At 62.9% G+C, this 16,862-nt stretch carries 18 protein-coding genes and 1 tRNA gene; 8 read left to right on the top strand and 11 right to left on the bottom strand.

What is annotated here, in order from left to right; translation table 11 throughout:
• Positions 1-50: 50 nt before the first annotated feature.
• Complete coding sequence (locus WKV53_RS09380; protein WP_341404310.1) at positions 51-329, bottom strand: energy transducer TonB; 279 nt, start codon at positions 327-329, stop codon at positions 51-53.
• A 283-nt stretch (positions 330-612) separates the two neighbouring features.
• On the opposite strand from WKV53_RS09380, the gene WKV53_RS09375 reads away from it, so the two are divergent.
• The gene (locus WKV53_RS09375) at positions 613-978 is read left to right on the top strand and encodes an RNA recognition motif domain-containing protein (RefSeq protein WP_341404309.1); all 366 of its coding nucleotides are present in this window, start codon (positions 613-615) and stop codon (positions 976-978) included.
• 68 nt (positions 979-1,046) lie between these two features.
• On the opposite strand, the gene WKV53_RS09370 is transcribed toward WKV53_RS09375, so the two are convergent.
• The 6 genes from WKV53_RS09370 to WKV53_RS09345 all read right to left on the bottom strand — a co-directional run bounded on the left by WKV53_RS09370 (position 1,047) and on the right by WKV53_RS09345 (position 7,949).
• Positions 1,047-1,187: a hypothetical protein gene (locus WKV53_RS09370; RefSeq protein WP_341404308.1), complete on the bottom strand. Its 141-nt coding sequence runs from the start codon at positions 1,185-1,187 to the stop codon at positions 1,047-1,049.
• Between the two features lie 32 nt (positions 1,188-1,219).
• Positions 1,220-3,454: a glycosyltransferase family 4 protein gene (locus WKV53_RS09365; RefSeq protein WP_341404307.1), complete on the bottom strand. Its 2,235-nt coding sequence runs from the start codon at positions 3,452-3,454 to the stop codon at positions 1,220-1,222.
• Positions 3,455-3,600: 146 nt separating this feature from the next.
• Entirely contained in the window at positions 3,601-3,882 is a 282-nt protein-coding gene (locus tag WKV53_RS09360; RefSeq protein WP_341404306.1) for a hypothetical protein, read from the bottom strand.
• Between the two features lie 120 nt (positions 3,883-4,002).
• Complete coding sequence (locus WKV53_RS09355) at positions 4,003-4,683, bottom strand: metallophosphoesterase family protein (protein WP_341404305.1); 681 nt, start codon at positions 4,681-4,683, stop codon at positions 4,003-4,005.
• 9 nt (positions 4,684-4,692) lie between these two features.
• The gene (gene recG, locus WKV53_RS09350) at positions 4,693-6,846 is read right to left on the bottom strand and encodes an ATP-dependent DNA helicase RecG (RefSeq protein ID WP_341404681.1); all 2,154 of its coding nucleotides are present in this window, start codon (positions 6,844-6,846) and stop codon (positions 4,693-4,695) included.
• Positions 6,789-7,949 carry a serine/threonine-protein kinase gene (locus tag WKV53_RS09345; RefSeq protein ID WP_341404304.1) on the bottom strand — a complete coding sequence of 387 codons (1,161 nt, stop codon included), beginning with the start codon at positions 7,947-7,949 and terminating at the stop codon, positions 6,789-6,791. The genes recG and WKV53_RS09345 overlap by 58 nt, the downstream gene beginning before the upstream one ends.
• 149 nt (positions 7,950-8,098) lie before the next feature.
• Here WKV53_RS09345 and lepA point away from each other — a divergent pair, with 149 nt between their 5' ends.
• The 4 genes from lepA to WKV53_RS09325 all read left to right on the top strand — a co-directional run bounded on the left by lepA (position 8,099) and on the right by WKV53_RS09325 (position 12,421).
• A complete protein-coding gene (lepA, locus tag WKV53_RS09340) occupies positions 8,099-9,898 on the top strand; it encodes a translation elongation factor 4 (RefSeq protein WP_341404303.1) in 1,800 nt (599 codons plus the stop codon).
• 85 nt (positions 9,899-9,983) lie between these two features.
• On the top strand, positions 9,984-11,069 hold the full coding sequence (locus tag WKV53_RS09335) for a TolB family protein (RefSeq protein ID WP_341404302.1): 1,086 nt from the start codon (positions 9,984-9,986) through the stop codon (positions 11,067-11,069).
• A 57-nt stretch (positions 11,070-11,126) separates the two neighbouring features.
• Complete coding sequence (locus WKV53_RS09330) at positions 11,127-11,678, top strand: polysaccharide biosynthesis/export family protein (protein ID WP_341404301.1); 552 nt, start codon at positions 11,127-11,129, stop codon at positions 11,676-11,678.
• Between the two features lie 35 nt (positions 11,679-11,713).
• Complete coding sequence (locus tag WKV53_RS09325) at positions 11,714-12,421, top strand: metallophosphoesterase (protein ID WP_341404300.1); 708 nt, start codon at positions 11,714-11,716, stop codon at positions 12,419-12,421.
• Positions 12,422-12,442: 21 nt separating this feature from the next.
• Here the strand turns inward: WKV53_RS09325 and WKV53_RS09320 are convergent, their stop codons facing one another.
• Entirely contained in the window at positions 12,443-13,003 is a 561-nt protein-coding gene (locus WKV53_RS09320; protein WP_341404299.1) for a Pycsar system effector family protein, read from the bottom strand.
• A gap of 149 nt (positions 13,004-13,152) precedes the next feature.
• Between WKV53_RS09320 and WKV53_RS09315 the strand changes: the two genes are divergently transcribed.
• Complete coding sequence (locus WKV53_RS09315) at positions 13,153-13,644, top strand: VOC family protein (RefSeq protein ID WP_341404298.1); 492 nt, start codon at positions 13,153-13,155, stop codon at positions 13,642-13,644.
• Here WKV53_RS09315 and WKV53_RS09310 read toward each other — a convergent pair.
• Positions 13,632-14,123 carry a PH domain-containing protein gene (locus WKV53_RS09310; RefSeq protein ID WP_341404297.1) on the bottom strand — a complete coding sequence of 164 codons (492 nt, stop codon included), beginning with the start codon at positions 14,121-14,123 and terminating at the stop codon, positions 13,632-13,634. The genes WKV53_RS09315 and WKV53_RS09310 overlap by 13 nt on opposite strands.
• 15 nt (positions 14,124-14,138) lie before the next feature.
• The gene (locus tag WKV53_RS09305) at positions 14,139-14,648 is read right to left on the bottom strand and encodes a peroxiredoxin (RefSeq protein ID WP_341404296.1); all 510 of its coding nucleotides are present in this window, start codon (positions 14,646-14,648) and stop codon (positions 14,139-14,141) included.
• A gap of 115 nt (positions 14,649-14,763) precedes the next feature.
• Between WKV53_RS09305 and WKV53_RS09300 the strand changes: the two genes are divergently transcribed.
• Positions 14,764-14,838: transfer RNA gene (locus WKV53_RS09300), tRNA-Met, on the top strand.
• A 35-nt stretch (positions 14,839-14,873) separates the two neighbouring features.
• Here the strand turns inward: WKV53_RS09300 and WKV53_RS09295 are convergent.
• Entirely contained in the window at positions 14,874-15,254 is a 381-nt protein-coding gene (locus WKV53_RS09295; protein WP_341404295.1) for a hypothetical protein, read from the bottom strand.
• A gap of 225 nt (positions 15,255-15,479) precedes the next feature.
• On the opposite strand from WKV53_RS09295, the gene WKV53_RS09290 reads away from it, so the two are divergent.
• Positions 15,480-16,490, top strand: a complete 1,011-nt coding sequence (locus WKV53_RS09290) for a DUF937 domain-containing protein (protein WP_341404294.1) — start codon at positions 15,480-15,482, stop codon at positions 16,488-16,490.
• Positions 16,491-16,862: the final 372 nt, after the last annotated feature.

Raw genomic sequence — 16,862 nt, 5'->3', positions numbered from 1 at the left:
GCCGAAATTGGAACGAGAGGCCGGGCCGAAGCCTGAAACGCCGCCGCGAATCAGTCGATGTTGTATTCGATCCGGCGGCGGCCCCGGCTGACGTCCACGGAGGGTTCGGAGCGGTAGCGGCTCACGTCGGCCAGGGCGGTCTGCTGGAGTTGCTTGGGGGCGTCGGTGGCAATGATCTTGGCGTCCTTGGTCCGGCCGTCGCGATCTACGGTGAATTCGACGTCCACGAAGAAGTTCTTCTTGTTCGGGTCGACCGGGGGTTCGGGAGCGGCGCAGCCGGCGGCGAGCAGGAGGGCGGCGGGGAGGAAAAGGAGACGGGTGGATTTCATGGGCGACATGCCATGCTGCCGCGGGCGCAACGTCAATCCTCGGTCGATGGGCCGGAGATGAGGTTTGGGGGTGCCGTCACTCGCTCTGCCGGGGTTTCCGTGGATTTTCGAGATTCTTGTCGTCCGTGGGGAAATCCTCGCCTAGGCTCTTGGGTTGGTTCCCGCCATGGCAAGATCAAGGCCTGGAGTATCGTCAGGCGAGTCTCGCGGATTCGGTGGCGGTCTGAAACCCGATCCACGGGAACAGTCTCGGACAGAATCGTGATGCGGCAGTCAACGGACGATGATGAAAATGTACGTAGGCAACCTGTCGTTTCAGACGACCAAGCAGGAGATCCAGGACCTGTTTTCCCAGCAAGGCCAAGTGACCGACGTCCACCTTCCGGTGGATCGTGAAAGCGGCCAGCCGCGCGGTTTCGCGTTCGTAACGATGGGTTCGAGCTCCGAGATGACCAATGCCATCAAGGCCTTCGACGGCTACGATCTCGGCGGCCGCAAGCTCAAGGTCAACGAAGCCCAAGCCCGCGAAGAACGCGGTGGCGGCGGCGGAGGTGGTGGTAGCCGCGGCGGCTATGGTGGTGGCGGCGGCGGTGGCGGCGGCTACGGTGGTGGTGGCGGCAAGCCTTCGGGCGGCGGCCGTCGCTATTGAGACGCCTCACGCGATCGAATTTCACGGCGGCACTCCTTGCGGGGTGCCGCCTTTTTCGTGCGCAGCCGCTACTTCTTTTTCGGCGGTGCGCCGCCACGTGCCTCGCGGCTGGCATCAGCCTGGCGTTGCTTGGCCTGTCCGGCCGCATCATCCTTGTGCTGCTTCTGCGTCTGCTGCTTCTGTTTCGATTTCGGGGATTTGTCGCCCATGGTTTCGGTTGGTTGGGGTTGGGTCAGGTTATTCACGGCGCGAGGCCGTGAGCGCGCCGGGTGAGCTCGGAACGCGAGAGATGGAAGGCGAGTGTGGATTCCGCTCCTTGGTTTTGGTTGATGTGGTCGCGCAGCAAGGCATCGCGGCAGCCGCCGGTGCCCGGGTCGTAGAGGGAGACGCCGAGGTCATTGCGCCCGAGGAACCACTCGAAGCAGCGGTGCGCGTGGTCGGCCCAGATTTGCTCGCCGGTGACATCGAAGGCGGCCATGCAGGCGGAGACCATGGCGTGGGCTTCCACCGGCTGTTGGTCGAAGCGCGCCTTTTCCGCCCCCTGGGGCCAGAATCCGTGGCAGCCGATGGGCGAGAATTGGCCGCCGTCGCCGGTCTGCTCGTCGAGCAGCCATTTCAGCGAGATGAGGCCGGTCTCGATCGCGGGATGCTGGCCGGACAGGATCAGTGCATGGGACAGCTTGGCATTGTCGTAGGTCGCGACGCGCTCGAACCACAGCCAGCCGGGAGACGAGTTCGCTTGGAAGAGTCCCACCAGGCGCGCGACGAGGAGCCGCTGCATCTTTGCCACGGCGCGGTCGCCGGAGAAGGCGCGCAGGTACTCGTGGATCGCCACCAGGGTGAAAGCCCAGGCGCGTGGTGAGCTGAAGCGTTTCACCGGCTCGAGCCCGCGTTGGAAGAGCAGTGCGGAGAGATTGCGGAAGCCTTCATTCTGCGAGTGCCCGAGCGCCGTGCCGACCGCCCACAGGGCGCGGGCGTGACTGTCTTCGGAGCCATTGCTTTCCAGCCAATGCCGCTCGTGGCTCATGAAGTTCCGGAAGCGGCGCGTGTTCGCGTCAAAGGCATACCACAGGAATGCGAGGTAGCTGCTGGCCAGCCGGTCGATTGCAGGATCGGGTCCATGCTCCACCTCGTGGAAGACGGTGTAGATGAAGGCCCGCGCATTGTCGTCGGTGCAGTAGGCCTCATGGTAGTTCGGCACGCTGTAGATCGCGTGCTGGAAGATGCCGGTGTGGTCGGTCATCCGGAATAGATGGTCGAGCTTGGGGGCGGGGATCGGATAGGTGACGTCATCCGTCACCGTGGCGATCGGAACGCTCAGGCCCGCGCGGGCGCGGTCGAAGCTTTCCATGTAGCGCCGTGCGACCTCAGGCCATGTCATCTTGCGGCCTTCCTTCCACGCCCGCTTGCGCATCGCCGTCATCCGTGTCGGATGCTCTAACAGATCATTCACCGCCGCCGCGATGGCCCCTGCGTCGGCAAAGGGCACCAATATCCCGCGTTCCTCGGCGAGCAGCTCCTGGGCGTGCCAATAGGGGGTGGAGATGATCGCCTTTCCGGCTCCGAAGGTGTAGGCAAGCGTCCCGGACGTGATCTGCGCCTCGTTGCGATACGGGGTGAGATAGATGTCCGAGCCGCCGATGAATTCCTTCAGCTCGTCCATCGAGACGAAGCGGTTGTGGAAGATCACCTGCTTCTCGACGCCGAGTTTGATGGCGAGTGCTTCGAGGCTCTCGCGATAGGCCTCGCCCTGCGTGGCGAGGAGGTGGGGATGGGTGGCTCCCACGATCAGGTAAACGACGTCCGGGTGCTCGGCCAGGATCGCTGGCAGCGCTTCGATGGCGGTTTCGATGCCCTTGTTCGGCGAGAGCAGGCCGAAGGTCAGGAGCACGGTCTTGCCCTCGGCGTCGAAGATGTCCTTGTAGAAATTCGAATCCACGAAGGGCATGTCGATCACCCCGTGGGGAATCAGGTCGATCTTCCCGGGGTCGATTCCATAGACCTCCACCAGCAGCCGCTGGCCGCGCTCCGCCATCACGACGAATCGCTCCGAGAGTTCGTCCAGCCGGGTCATCACTTCGCGTTGCGCGGCGTCCGGCGACTTCAGGACCGTGTGCAGCGTGGTCACGACCGGCTTCTTCAGCTGGGTCAGGAATCCGATCAGATGGGATCCCGCCGGGCCGCCGTAGATGCCGAATTCATGCTGCACCGAGACGACCTCCACGTTGTTGATGTGCAGGAATTCGGCGGCCCTGGTGTAGGACTCCGGATCATCCTGATCGATTTCAAAGCGGACGCGCGAGGGGTAGTCGTAGCCTTCCGGCCGGTCATTCACCGCTCCGGCGAAGCAGCTCGCCTCGGGAAATTCGGTGGCGATGGCCTCGCAGATATCCGCGGTGAAGGTGGCGATGCCGCATCGCCGCGGCGTGTAGTTGCCAATGAAGGCAATATGACGGGTCGGCTGGGAAATTTTCATGGCGCGAAATTCGAAACGATCTCGCGCTCTCCAGGGCAGCGGTGCTTTTCAAGAACACCGACAAGCAGCCCGGTGGCTGCCTACGAAACAAAACACCGTAGGCCCATGCCAAGGTGAGTCAAAGAATATCCCGAAACGCGGACCCCTTACCCCGCATCCGGCGGCCCGGCGAGGCATGCCTTGATCTTGTCTTCGAGAAACTCGGTGACCGAGGCCAGCGAGCGCGAGCCCGAATTTGGCGACTCGAAGATGGATCCGGCTTCCGGCTGGACTTCCTTGTCGGACCCCGGCTCCACCAGCATCACGAAGCGCGGGAAGCGGCTGGGCAGCCAGATGATTTCGGTGGCCTTGGCAAAGGACTTCACCACCGTTTCGACCTGGGGCCGACGGTTCTCCGGAATGGAGGTGGTATTGAGCGTGATCTTCACAGGAAGCAATGGTCGAGCGCTCCGGATGAAGAGGCTGTCGGGGCGCTGTAGTCCGCGACGAGGTCGGATGCGAGAGAATAAGTTTCCGCGCCTTTGAAGCCGGAGCTCCGGGCGGCCCTTTTATGGCTTCGCGCGGAGGAGCCCGTCTTGGATCCGACCCTCCGGCGACGATTGCCAGTAATGGAAGCTGCCTAATTCAAGACAGGTCAGGAACTTCCCCTTCGAGATGCCGGTATCGATGCAAATCGTGTGACCGAGGTCGGCAATGATTCCCGATGCCTGGGCGGAGTGCCCGCAGATGACGGTGCGGTGGCTGAAGTGAGGCTGGGCCATGGAGAGCGTCAGCCAGTGCAGATGATCGGTGTCTTCTTCTTGCGGGGAGAGATGGGAGCGAATGCCCGCGTGAACGAAAATGAAGCGCTCGTCTTCGAGAAAATCGACGCACGTTTGTGCGAGGAAGTGCCAGTGGCTTTCCGGGATTTGCTCGATGAGTTCGCTGGAATCCCCCGAGCCGTAGCTGGCGAGGGGATCGTCTCCGGCCAGGCTTTCCCAGATGGAATACTTGTCCGGATCAAGATGGGCATCGAGCAGCATCTGGTCGTGATTGCCGCGCAGGAAGACGGTGTTTGGGCGGGATGAGAAGTTTGCCAACCGATCGAGCACGCCCTTGGTGTCAGGGCCCTTGTCCACGTAGTCGCCGAGGAAGAGAAGGAGGTCGTCCGGGCCGAAGGGCACGGCATCAAGGAGCGCATCGAGAGCGCGGAGGTAGCCGTGGATGTCACCGATGACGAAGGTCTTCATGGGGTCAGGTCACCCGCGTTGGGAAGAAGCGACAGGGTTTTCCTGAATCAGGGAACGCAGGGACGCGTGAAGCGCGGCAAGTGACGGATCTTCGGCGATGACCTGGTCCGCCAGGGCACGGGCTTCGCGAAGCAGGGCGGTATCGGCGAGGAAGTCGGGGAACCTGAGGTCGCCGAGGCCGCTTTGCATGGTGCCGAGGACGTCGCCGGGGCCGCGGAGGCGGAGGTCTTCCTCGGCGATGACGAAGCCGTCCGAGGTCTTTTCCATGACGGCGAGTTTCTCCATGGCGTCGGCGCTTTTGCCGTCGGTGAGCAGGATGCAGTAGCTCTTGTGCTCGCCGCGGCCGATGCGTCCGCGGAGCTGGTGAAGCTGGGCCAGGCCGAAGCGCTCGGCGTGGTGGATGATCATGAGGTTGGCATTCGGGACATCGACGCCGACTTCGATGACGGTGGTGGCGACGAGCGCGTGGATCTCGCCATCGCGGAAGCGGCGCATCACGTCTTCCTTTTCCTCGGGGGAAAGCTTGCCGTGGACGAGGCCGACGGAGTGCCCGGAAAGGCGCTTTTGCCATTTCTCGAAGGCCTCGGTGGCGGACTCGGCCTTGAGCGCTTCGCTTTCCTCGACGAGTGGATAGACGAGGTAGGCTTGGCGACCGGTGGCGAGCTGTTCCTTCACGAATTTCGTGATGTCAGTCTGCTTCGCGGCGGTGCGGAGGGCGGTGACCATCTTGCCGCGGCCGGCGGGGCGCTCGTCGAGGATGGAGACGTCGAGGTCGCCGTAGATGGTCATGGTCAAGGTCCGCGGGATCGGGGTGGCGGTCATGACAAGTACGTCGGGCATCGTACCTTGATCGATGAGACGCGAGCGCTGGGAGACGCCGAACTTGTGCTGTTCATCGATGACCACGAGGCCGAGGTCAGTGAAGGCGACCTTGTCGTAGAGCAGGGCGTGGGTGCCGATGAGCACCTGGGCCTCGCCATCGAGGGGAAGGTGGGTGCTTTGCTCCTTCGCGGCGGTGCGCAGGAGGACTCGGACGCCGAGTGGCTCGAGCCAGCGCTTGAAGGTGAGGTAGTGCTGCTCGGCGAGGATCTGGGTGGGCGCCATCAGCGCGGCCTGGGCGCCGGAGTCGATGGCCAGCAGCATCGAGGCCATGGCGACGAAGGTCTTGCCGCTGCCGACGTCGCCTTGCAGCAGGCGATTCATGGGGCGCGGGGAGCGGAGGTCGGCGACGATTTCCTTGATCGAGCGCTTCTGCGCGCCGGTGAGGTCGAAGGGCAGGCTTTCGTAGAAGCGCTTTAGCAAGGTCGTCTTGGTTCCCTGCACGCGGCCTTTGTGATCGTGAATGCGGGCGCGTCGCCAGACGACATTGAGCTGCACGGCGAAGAACTCTTCGAGGGCAAAGCGGCGGCGTGCGGCCTCGGCCTGCTCGATGGCTTCGGGGAAGTGCACTTCGCGGAAGGCCTCGGCGCGCGGGTAGGTCGGATCGACATCGTAGGGCGAGCCGAGCGAGGCGGGATCGATCCTCTCTAACAACTGGTGCTGGATTTCCCTGAGCCGCCGCTGGGCAATGCCGGAGACATTGCGGTAGATGGGTACGATGCGCTCGAGGTGGATGGATGGGCCGCCGTCGTCGCGGATGACCTCGAAGTCGGGATGGTCGATGTAGATCCTGCCTTGGAAATCCTTTGGCTTGCCGTGGAGGATGACTTCCTGACCCGCGGCGATGACGTTCTTCAGGAAGGGCATATTGAACCACCGGCAGGTGATGGTGGCGGTGCCCATGCCCGAGCTGCGGGTGTCCTCGACGACGGCCTCGTAGAAGCGGGCACGCGGGCCGAAGCGGTTGCGGGTATCGACGACCTTGCCGCGGACGCAGATGGCTGGTCCGCCGGGTGCGGCGGGGAAGGCATCGAAGCGCCGCCGGTCTTCGTAACGGCGCGGCAGCCAATCGAGCAGGTCGCCCGCGACGTGAAGACCGGCGGAAGCGAGCGAGATGACTTCCTTGGCCCCGAGGAAATCGAGGGAGGCGAGGGGAGCGGTGATCGGGGTCAAAGAGGCGTCAGGAGAAAGGGACCTTGCTGTCCTCGCGTTGGGAGACGTGCAGCTTACTTGGCCGGCTTGGGAGGCTCTGCGGGCTTCGGCGCGGCTTCTGCCTTTGCCGATGAGTCGGCGGCGGCGCCTTTGGCGGGAGCAGCCATCGTTTTCGCCCGCAGCTGTTCGATCATTTCCTCACGGGTGGGAGGAGGGGGAGTTTTCGGGCTTTGGAACTTGGTGAGCAGGCCATCCAGCTTGCCGGTTTTCCACGCGGCGAAGCCACCGCCGCCGAGCAGCAGAAGAATCACGACGACTGCCAGCGGCCAGTTGAAAGACTTTTGGGGGCGCTTGGCTGGAGCTGCTCCCTTCCGGGTTGCTCCGCCTTTCGCCTGCTTCGTGGCGGCGGATTTCGTGGCGGTTGCGGATTTTGTCGCTGCGGCAGTGGCAGCCGCGGGCTTTGTCGCGGTGGCAGGTTGGGTGACGGAAGCGGGCTTCACCGGTTTCGCCGAGGATGAGGAACTGCGCTGAGGCTGGGCCACGGCGGCGGCAGGAGGAGTTGCGGCAGAGACGGGCTTGTGGAGGGCTTCAAGCGCTTGGGCGAGCGACCAGGCCTTGGGATTGGCGCGGATCTGGCGGATCCAACCGGCCAGGCCGTCGCCGTCGGAGTCGTGCTTGGCGGGCTTGCCCTTCCATCCCATCAGGCGCTCGGCGAGCTCCGCGAGGGGCTGTAGTCCGCGGAAATTGAGCGACGCCAGCGGCTCGACCCAGAAGGTGATGCCGCGCCCGGATTCCGGAATGATCAGAGAATCCTCGCTGCAGCCGACCCACAGCATCTCGTGGCCGAGCACGCGGGAGATTTCCTGAGAGGCCTTCAGCGCGACCTCCACGATGTCCTTCACCGAGGCCGCCTCGAGGGACTTTCCCTGGGTAAAGGAGCCCAGCGTGTCGCCACCCACCCAGTCGGTGACGAGAAAGGGAATCCCGTCCACGGGGTCGCAGCCGCCGTCGAAGGTCTTGCGCAGCTCCTTTAGTTTCAGCTCTTTCAGCTTTCCGACGGCTTCGAGAAAGGGCGGCTGTTCCTCTGGCTTGAGTCCACCGCCGTCGCGGCCGTTCGGGAAAAAGCGCCGCAGCACCACATCGCGCTTCTCCTCGCGGTCCCGGGCGCGGAAGGCCACGCCGTAGGCGTCCTGGGACAGCATTTCCTCGATCTCGTAGCGCTGGGTCACTTTCAAGCCACTATCAGAGAGGCCGCCGCTTCCGCAATCTCCCTGTGTTCATAGGGCCACACCCGTAGTCCCATCCCTTTCTTTTTCCGTGCGTTCGGTGTAAATCCCTGTTTTCCATCCGCGCGCGCCGCCTGCCGGACATTTCCCAACCAGCCATGCCTACATCCCTGACCCGCAATTTCTCGATCATCGCCCACATCGACCACGGGAAGACCACGCTTTCAGACCGGCTGATGGCCGCCACGAATACCGTGGCTGAGCGCGACCAGCAGGCCCAGCTGCTCGATGCGATGGACCTGGAGCGGGAAAAGGGAATCACGATCAAGTCCCACCCGGTCGCCATGACCTACACGGCCAAGGACGGGAAGACGTACAAGCTCAACCTGCTGGATACCCCCGGCCACGTCGATTTCTCCTATGAGGTCGCCCGCTCGCTCGCCGCCTGCGAGGGAGCCATCCTGATGATCGACGCCGCCCAAGGCGTGGAGGCGCAGACCGTCGCGAACCTCCACCTGGCGCTTCAGCAGAACCTCACGATCATCCCGGTCCTCAACAAGATCGACCTGCCCGCCGCCGACGTCGAAAAGTGCCGCAAGCAGCTGGAGGACATCCTCGCCATCCCCGGGGAGGACGCGATTCCCGCCTCCGCCAAGCAGGGCATCGGCATCGAGGACATCCTGGAAGCCGTCGTCAAACGTGTGCCGGCACCGACGGAGAACCCGGACAAGCTGCTGCGCGCCACGGTTTTCGATTCGATCTACGATACCTACCGCGGTGTCGTCTCCTACGTCCGCGTCTTCTCCGGCACGGTGAAGAAGGGCCAGCGGGTGAAACTTTTCGCCACGAACAAGACCTACGAGGTCAAGGAAGTGGGTGTCTTCACCCCGAAGATGAATGCTCGCGAAAAACTGGTGGCCGGCGACGTCGGCTACGTGATCGCGAACATGAAGTCCGCGGACGAGGCGAAGATCGGCGACACGCTCACCGATAACACCCACCCCTGCCCGGAAGCCCTGCCGGGCTACAAGGAGATCCAGCCGATGGTCTTCTCCGGCATCTACCCGATCGATGCCTCCGACTACGAGTCGCTCAAGACGGCGATGGCGAAGCTGCAGATCAACGATGCCGCCTTCACCTACATGTCGGAAAGCTCGATCGCGCTGGGCTTCGGCTTCCGCTGCGGGTTCCTCGGCCTGCTCCACATGGAGATCATCCAGGAGCGCCTGCGCCGCGAGTTCAACATGGACGTGATCTCCACCTACCCGTCCGTGATCTATCAGGTCACGAAGACGAACGGTGACGAGGTGATCGTGGACAATCCTTCGTTCTTCCCCGAGCAGCAGACCATCGCGGAAGTCCGCGAGCCGCTGGTGAAGGTCTTCATCATGATCCCCGGTGACTACATCGGCGACATCATGTCGCTGGTGATGGAGAAACGCGGCGAGGTCACGAACACGGAGACGATCGACGATACCCGCGTGATGCTCACCTGCCTGCTGCCGCTGGCTGAGATCCTCGTCGATTTCAACGACCGGCTGAAGTCCTGCACCCGGGGCTACGGCTCGATGGACTACGAGCACGCCGGCTACCGCGCTGCGAACATGGTGAAGATGGAAATGCTGATCGCGGGCGACCCGATCGAGGCCTTCGCCACAATCGTGCACCGTGACAAGGCCGAGGGCTACGGGCGTGCGCTTGCCGCGCGCCTGAAGGAAGTCATTCCGAACCAGCTCTTCGTCGTCGCCATCCAGGCCTGCATCGGTGGCAAGATCATCGCCCGCGAAAGCATCTCCGCCATGCGCAAGGACGTGACCGCCAAGTGCTACGGCGGTGACATTTCCCGTAAGCGCAAGCTGCTGGAGAAGCAGAAGGAAGGTAAGAAGAAGATGAAGGCCATCGGCAAGGTGAACATCCCGCAGGATGCCTTCATCAAGGTGCTGAAGAGCGGGGATTGATACGGCGGGCCGCGGAAGCGGCCGGCATGCCGGATCCCTGAATGATGGTGATAGGCTTCACCGTCATTTCGCGTTGTGCCATTCCATGAGCCTGCTGCTCCGGTTGTCCGTTTTGCTTTCCGTGGTCGCCTTTTTGACAGCGGAGGCGGAGGAGTCTCCAACGCAGGTGGTGGTGGCCATCCGCTATTTCAAAGAGGAAGGAGTGAGCCATTCACATCTCGATCTCTTCGATGGAAATGGGGGCTTCCTGCGGCACCTGACCAAGGACGAGTCCGGACAGGACTTCGATCCGGTGTTTTCTCCCGACGGACGCTCGGTGGTGTACCAGCGCACGAAGGGAAAGGGCGTGGAGTGGCGGATGGTTTCGGTGGATGGCAGCTCGGACCGGACTTTGAAGGCTGCGCCTGAATGGCACGCGAAGACGTTCGCCGAGCCGGAGTCGTTCGGCTTTCCCAAGTTCGTCGTCCAGAGCGACGGAGAAGAGCGGCTGGAGACTGCGGCGAAGCCGGGCGATCTCGAATACAAGGCGGCTTCCGGTAGGTTCTCCCTGGTCCTGAAGGACGCCCGCAAGGAGCCGGACCCGGCGGATCCGGAGTATTTCCCGAAGCAGGCGTTTCTGCGGACCCAAGGCGTGGATGGCGAAGTGCTGGTCGAGACGCTGCCGGTATTTGCGCCCAAGCGTCCTGCCGGGGAAGAGGAGTTTTGGAGCGGGCCCTTGCCTTCGGGGAAGGTTCCCCATGAGCAGGAAGCGAACGAAGATCACGATGTCTTCGGCGGGGGTGAAGACGGCATTCTGGTGCTGCAAGGCAGTCCCTTCTGGGAGACTGCTCCGCTTCAGGTCGCGTTCCTGAGGCAACACCGGGGAAGCACGGACGGGCTGGGGCTCTTCGCCTTGGATCTGAATACGCGGCGCCTTTCCGAGTTGGCACCCAACGGCGGAAGGATCGTGCCGCTTCCCGGGATGCCTTGGTTCGCGGTGATGGTGGAGCAACGGTATCTTCCCTTCAACGGAGGATCGGTGAACTGCTCCTACCTCGATCTGTGGAGTGCGGACATGCAGCGGATCCGCTTCGGAGAGGCCAAGCCGGCGATTTGTTACGGGGCCAGCATTCTCATGGGGAAGGAGAAAGCCCGGGTGATTTCGCTGCGGGGCTTGAAGCCGCCGCTTTGAAGGGAATTGAGGCTCCGAGACTTCTTCGGCGGGGGATTGATCGAACTTGAATCCGCGGTGATGCTGGTGACGATGCTAGGCATGATAAGATGCATGATCATGGCGTTGGTGGCGCTTTTGACTCCCTGCGTGCAAGGAGGCGGGGTCTTCTTGGTGCATGTCGCATCCACCGAGGGCGCAGCACCGGAGGGGACGTATCTGCTTGTCCAGGGAAACGAAGGGCTCGTTTCCCTCCAGCCGATCAGCGGCTCCAAGGAGCTTCGCGACGTCAAGGTGGAGCAGATGGTTCCTGCCCTGGAGAGGGCTTATCCGGATCTGATTGGAAAGGTCAGGGTCACCGAGGTGAAGGCGGATGCCGGGAAGCTCGCGAAAGCCGGGAAGGTGCACGTTATGGGTCAGGTCGACCATCAGGGCGATCTCCCGGCTGGCTCGCTCTCCGAATGCATCAACTCAGCCAAGCCGACCGTGTTTGGCGCGGTGACACGCATTGAAGTGATCCGGGGACGGAACAGGTATGTTTGCAATCTGAGGAAGAAGGACCATGCGGAAGCTAAGCTCGAGCCTGGCGATATCGTTTTCGTTCCGAAGAAGATCGTGATCGGCCTTTGAAGCCGGGCGGACGGTAAGCGCTTATCGGAATCGCGATGGGTCTCGGAATCGTCATTTCGGATCTGCATCTTCTCTCGGTCCGTTCGGTCGGAGAGCAGCGGCTTGCTTCGATTCGTGATGATTTGGCCGCGGCTGATGTCATCGTGTTTAATGGCGACACCTTCGATTTCCGCTGGAGCCACTTTGGTAATGAAGAGAGATCGGTGGAGGTGGCACTCGATTGGCTCCGCCTGTTTGCCGCAGCTCATCCGCGAGCTGCGGTGCATTTCATTTGCGGGAATCACGATTGTCTGGATGCGTTCACCCGGCGCTTGGGTGACTTGGTGGAGGCATGTCCTTCGCTGAGGTGGCATGAGACGCACCTGCAGCTCGGCTCGCATCTCTTCGTCCATGGTGACTGTGCCCACCAGCGGATGGATGCTGCCGGGCTCGGTCGCTATCGCGAGGTCTGGAGAAACGATCGGCCTCGCGCGGCGTGGCTAGGCCAAGGATATCGCGTCGCCGACCGGCTTGGGATCACGTGGATGGCGCATCGCGCGCATTTCCGGCCGCGCACGACGCTCGAACGCCTGACATGGCATCTTGATCGTGCCGTGCCCGGCTGGAAAGAGGTGACCGAGCATTGCTACTTCGGTCATACGCATCTGCCATTCCGGGATCGCCTGCATGGAGGCGTCGCTTTCCACAACACCGGCTGTGCCATTGCCGGTGCGCGGTTCGCGCCCGCCAGATTCACGATTTGAACCGGATGGCAGGCAGCCGCTTCACCCGTGCAGCAGATACTGCGCTAGTGCCGCGATCACGCCGCCGAGGAAGCAGAGGATCCCGGCGCGGAGGACGCGGATCTTTTGCTTGAGGATGCGAGAGGTGTGGTAGTTGAGCGCGCTGTATTCTTCATCGAGCAGGCCGGCGCCGGCGGATTTGCCGAAGCGGCCGCAGTATTCTGCCGCGCAGGAGCAGCCGGCGATGTCGCCCCAGAAGACGCTGCCGCCGCCGCTGCGGGCGGGAAGCCGTGGCAGCACGACGAAGGTGGCGAGCACCAGGCCCATGCCGAGGCCGCCGGCACCGACGAAATAGAGGGCGCGTGCCAGCATCGTGTCGGGGAACTTGGTCAGGAGGAACGAAGCCGCGGCGACGCTGCCAGCGATGAAGATGGAGGCCTTGGTGTCGGTGACCTGGATGTAGTAGTTGAGCACGTCGTTCACGCCCTTGGCCATGGCAGTGAGGCGTCCGTCTTCATCGGGAGGGGACGAGCGCGGCGTAGGCTCGCTGCCAGTGGAGACCGGTGGCTTGGAGGCGAAGCGGAGAAAGTCGATGCGCGGCATGGGAGGGAAGCGGCTGACCTTCTATCTGCTCGGCGGCTTGGTTCCCAGCCGAAGTTGCGCTACCCGGCGGGAGGGAGAAACCGCTGTCCGTGTCCTGAAACCGGGTTGCGGTTCGTTGGGAGGAAGAAGACCCCATCCGACCACCGCTCATGAAAACCAATATCAGCCCTTTCCTTTGGTTCGACACCCAGGCCGAAGAAGCCGCAAATTTCTACTGCAGCGTCTTTCCGAATTCGAAGATCCTCGCGATTTCGCGCTACAGTGAGGCGGGGCAGGAGCAGCACGGGCGGCCGCCGGGCTCGGTGATGGTGGTGTCCTTCGAGCTCGATGGGCAGAAATTCACCGCGCTCAACGGCGGGCCGAGCTTTCAGTTTAGCTGTGCGGTGTCGTTCGTCGTCGGATGCGACACGCAGGAGGAGATCGACCACTACTGGGATAAGCTCGGCGAGGGCGGAGCGCCCGAGGCGAAGCAATGCGGCTGGCTGGCGGACCGCTTCGGGCTCTCGTGGCAGATCGTGCCGTCGATGCTCGGGGAGTTGTTCGGTGGCGAGCAGGGCGAGGGTGCCAAGCGAGCGATGTCCGCCATGATGGGGATGAAGAAGCTCGATATCGCGGCGCTCAAGGCGGCCTACGATGGCTGAGGGGCGAGCTGTCGCACGAAATCCTCCGGCTCGGCGGGCGAGACGACCACGGTGCGTTTTTCGAAACGCAGCACCACGGTGCGATTCAGGTCGGTGACGAAGGCGCGGTAGCTTCCGAGCGCCTTGCTCCAGTACCAGCCGGTGAAGGAGAAGCCGCCGCCATTGCCGCAGGTCCGGAGGCTGCCGCTCATGGCCCGCGGCAGGGCTTCGGCCGATTTCAAGCCCGCGAGCGGCAGGCGGGTGGTCCAGAGCAGCCGGCGGATGAGCAATTCATCGCCGGCGATCGTGTAGCTGCGGACCACGAATGGCAGGCAGCACAGCAAGATCAGCGGAATGCTCCCGGCTGCGAGCCACGCGCCGGATGCCGGAATGCCCCTGGGCAGCAACGCCGTGGCCGCGGAGATCAAAATGGCGAAAGCCACCAGTCCGAATGAACTCCAGCGCAGAGTGAGGCCCCAAGGGGCAGCGAACTCTTTCATGGAGGGCCGCTTGCCTTACTTTTCGATCTGCTTCAGCACGTCAGCCGCCTGTTGGTCGGTGGCTGCGGCGAGATCGCGCCAGACCAGCTTGCCGTCCTTGAAGAGGAAGGCCTGGCGTTTCGCGAAACCCGCGGCGTGGGGCACCCCGAAGGCGTCGGCGACCTTGGCTTCCTTGTCGGCGAGGAGCGGGAAGGGGAGCTTGTATTTCTCTTGGAAGGCCTTCTGGGCCGCCACGTCGTCCATGCTGACGCCGAAGACCTTCACCTTTTTGTCGGTGAGGGTGGCGTAGGCGTCGCGGAGCGAGCAGGCCTGCTTGGTGCAGCCGGGGGTATCCGCCTTCGGGTAGAAGTAGACGAGGGTGAAGCCGCCGGCACCGGCCTCGGCGAGTTTCACTTCCTGGCCGTCCTGATTCTTCGCGGTGATGGTCGGCAGGGCGGCTCCGACATCGATGGGCTCGGCCCCGGCAGCGGCAATGGCGAGACCGATGGGAGCGACAATGGCGGCGAGCAATTGGAGTGGCTTCATGGAGGCGGCAAATTGGCACCGGGAATACGTGCTGCAAGCAGACGATTTTTCGATGGACAGTAGCGCCGGGCGGCGCTAGAGCCTCCGCCCGCCCGCGAGGGCAGCACTTGGTAACGGCAGAGTAGCTCAGGGGTAGAGCAGAGGACTCATAAGCCTTTGGTCGGCGGTTCAAATCCGCCCTCTGCTACCAAGATGCCCGGAGAAGCCTTTTCGCGATCTCCGGTTTCACGGTCTCGCCAGCAGATAAACGCCCGTGTAGCGGGATTGTCGCAAGCTCCGTTCTTGCTCTGCCCTCATCTCGCGAAGGAACGCCTCGTCCTTTTTCGCAGGATCCAGAAAGGACCCGCTGACCCGGGGATTCACGATGATCTGCACGGCCTGCCGGTCTTCCGGGTCGCTCACGATCAAGGCGCTTTCCTCAAAGGTGGGATACCTCGGACAGCCAGGCAGCGCGCCGTCCGTGATCTGCAGGCCGGTCAAATCCACCGGGCTGCGGGTATCCCCCGTCTTGGCCCTTTTCCGGGCTTGCTCGTAGAAGCGGAGAATCGGGCGTTCCTTGGCAGGGTCCGTTGCGCATCCTGTGATCGTTGCGATCAGGGGAAGCATGACCAAAAAACCGCCACGGAGCGTCATCGGCGCAAAGTTGGCGGCACGAGTCCTTAAATCAAGCGCGTCGTCAGCAGGCCTCCGCAGTGATTGGAATCTTCCCGATCCTGTTTGCGAGATCTGATCCCGGATTGAGTGGACTTTGATATCTCGGGGAGATATCGCGGCCGATGCTCGCAAAAGGGAGGTCCTGCGTGGGGCCGTTTGTGGGCAATTCAACCGCGAATGAAATCCACTATTATGGACTCCCTCGTGAAATCGCTCGGTGGGCTCGTGACACCGGAGATCGCCGGCAAGCTGGCGAAGTTCCTCGGCGTTGATGCCGGGTTGGTCGACAAGGCAATGAAGATCCTCAGTGCCCTGGCCGTCGGAAGCATGGCTCGCAAGGTTGCCACGCCCGCAGGGGCAGCGGCCGCTTTCCAAGCCCTGCCACAGAAAGAAGAGCCCGGACTGCTTTCCTCACTGGCGTCGGCCTTCAAGGGGAACATCCCCGACATGACCGCGGCGGACAAGATGCAGTCGATGTTCGGCGGCGGGGTGAACTCGATGGTCTCGGCGCTCAGCAAGAAGCTGGGCTTCGACCTCACGCCGCTCGCCGGGATGATTGTCCCGATGGTCGGCCAGCATTTCGCCAAGACCGCGAAAGAGCAGGGGCTGGACGCCACTGGCTTCGCCCGGATGCTCCAGGCGGGGAATGACGAGTTCCAAAAAGATCCCGCCAATGCCGAGGTCGCCGGTCTCGTCCGCCTGGCCATGACGGTGGGGGATCAGGCGGAGGCCGTCCGTTCCCGCTTCACGCCCGAGGAGCTGGAAGAAATCCACATCGCGCCGATGGCAGCCTACTGTCTGGTCGCGAAGGCCTCGCCGTCCGGCATCAAGGGCTCGATGGACGAAATGAAGGCCGCCCACCAGGTCAGCGTGGAGCTGCTGAAGGACGTGGCACCGATTTCCCTGCTCGGGACCGTCTTCGGCGGCGGCCTGACCTCGCACGAGGCGGAAGAGCTGAAGCGGGAGGTCGAAGCCGAGGACCAGCTGGTGGAAACCATCCGCCACGGGACCGCGGTGATGAAAACCAAGGCCCCGGCCGAGGTGGACACCTTCCGGCGGCTGGTCAATGACGTCGCCCGGAATGTCGCCGAGGCCAGCAAGGAAGGCGGCTTCCTCGGATTCGGCGGGAAAAAGGTGAGCGATAAGGAAAAGGCAGCGATGGAGCGGGTCGCGGCTGCGTTGGTCTGAGACCCCAAGCCATGAACTTCCCCCCGCGGGTGGATTTCCCCCACCACCCGTGTCAGGGCCTCGGTTTGGGAGCAGAAAATGGAGACGGAATTCTTTTTCGGAAGGTGGGATGGCCTCGGGAAATGGGTGAGGAAAGCGGGAAGATCGAAGAGAGAGGCTCGCCGCGGCGTTGGCGATATGACTGATTTTCAGTAGATTAGGTTGTGTTCGAAGGCGCTTTGAGAACTTAAAAAATTTGACCTTCCGAAGGGTCTTCAGGTCGTAAAATTTTTCCGAAATAGGACTTGTCAGGTGACCTTCGATCCCTAGATTCGCCGCCCCACATCGCCACCCGCCTACCGGCATTCATTGCCACGCGGATGGCTTCATTCT

The sequence above is a fragment of the Luteolibacter sp. Y139 genome (genome assembly GCF_038066715.1).
In the GTDB taxonomy this organism is placed as follows: Bacteria; Verrucomicrobiota; Verrucomicrobiia; order Verrucomicrobiales; family Akkermansiaceae; genus Haloferula; species Haloferula soli.
The sequence above is the reverse complement of the archived record's forward strand: the minus strand, read 5'-3'. Positions and strand labels throughout refer to the sequence as shown.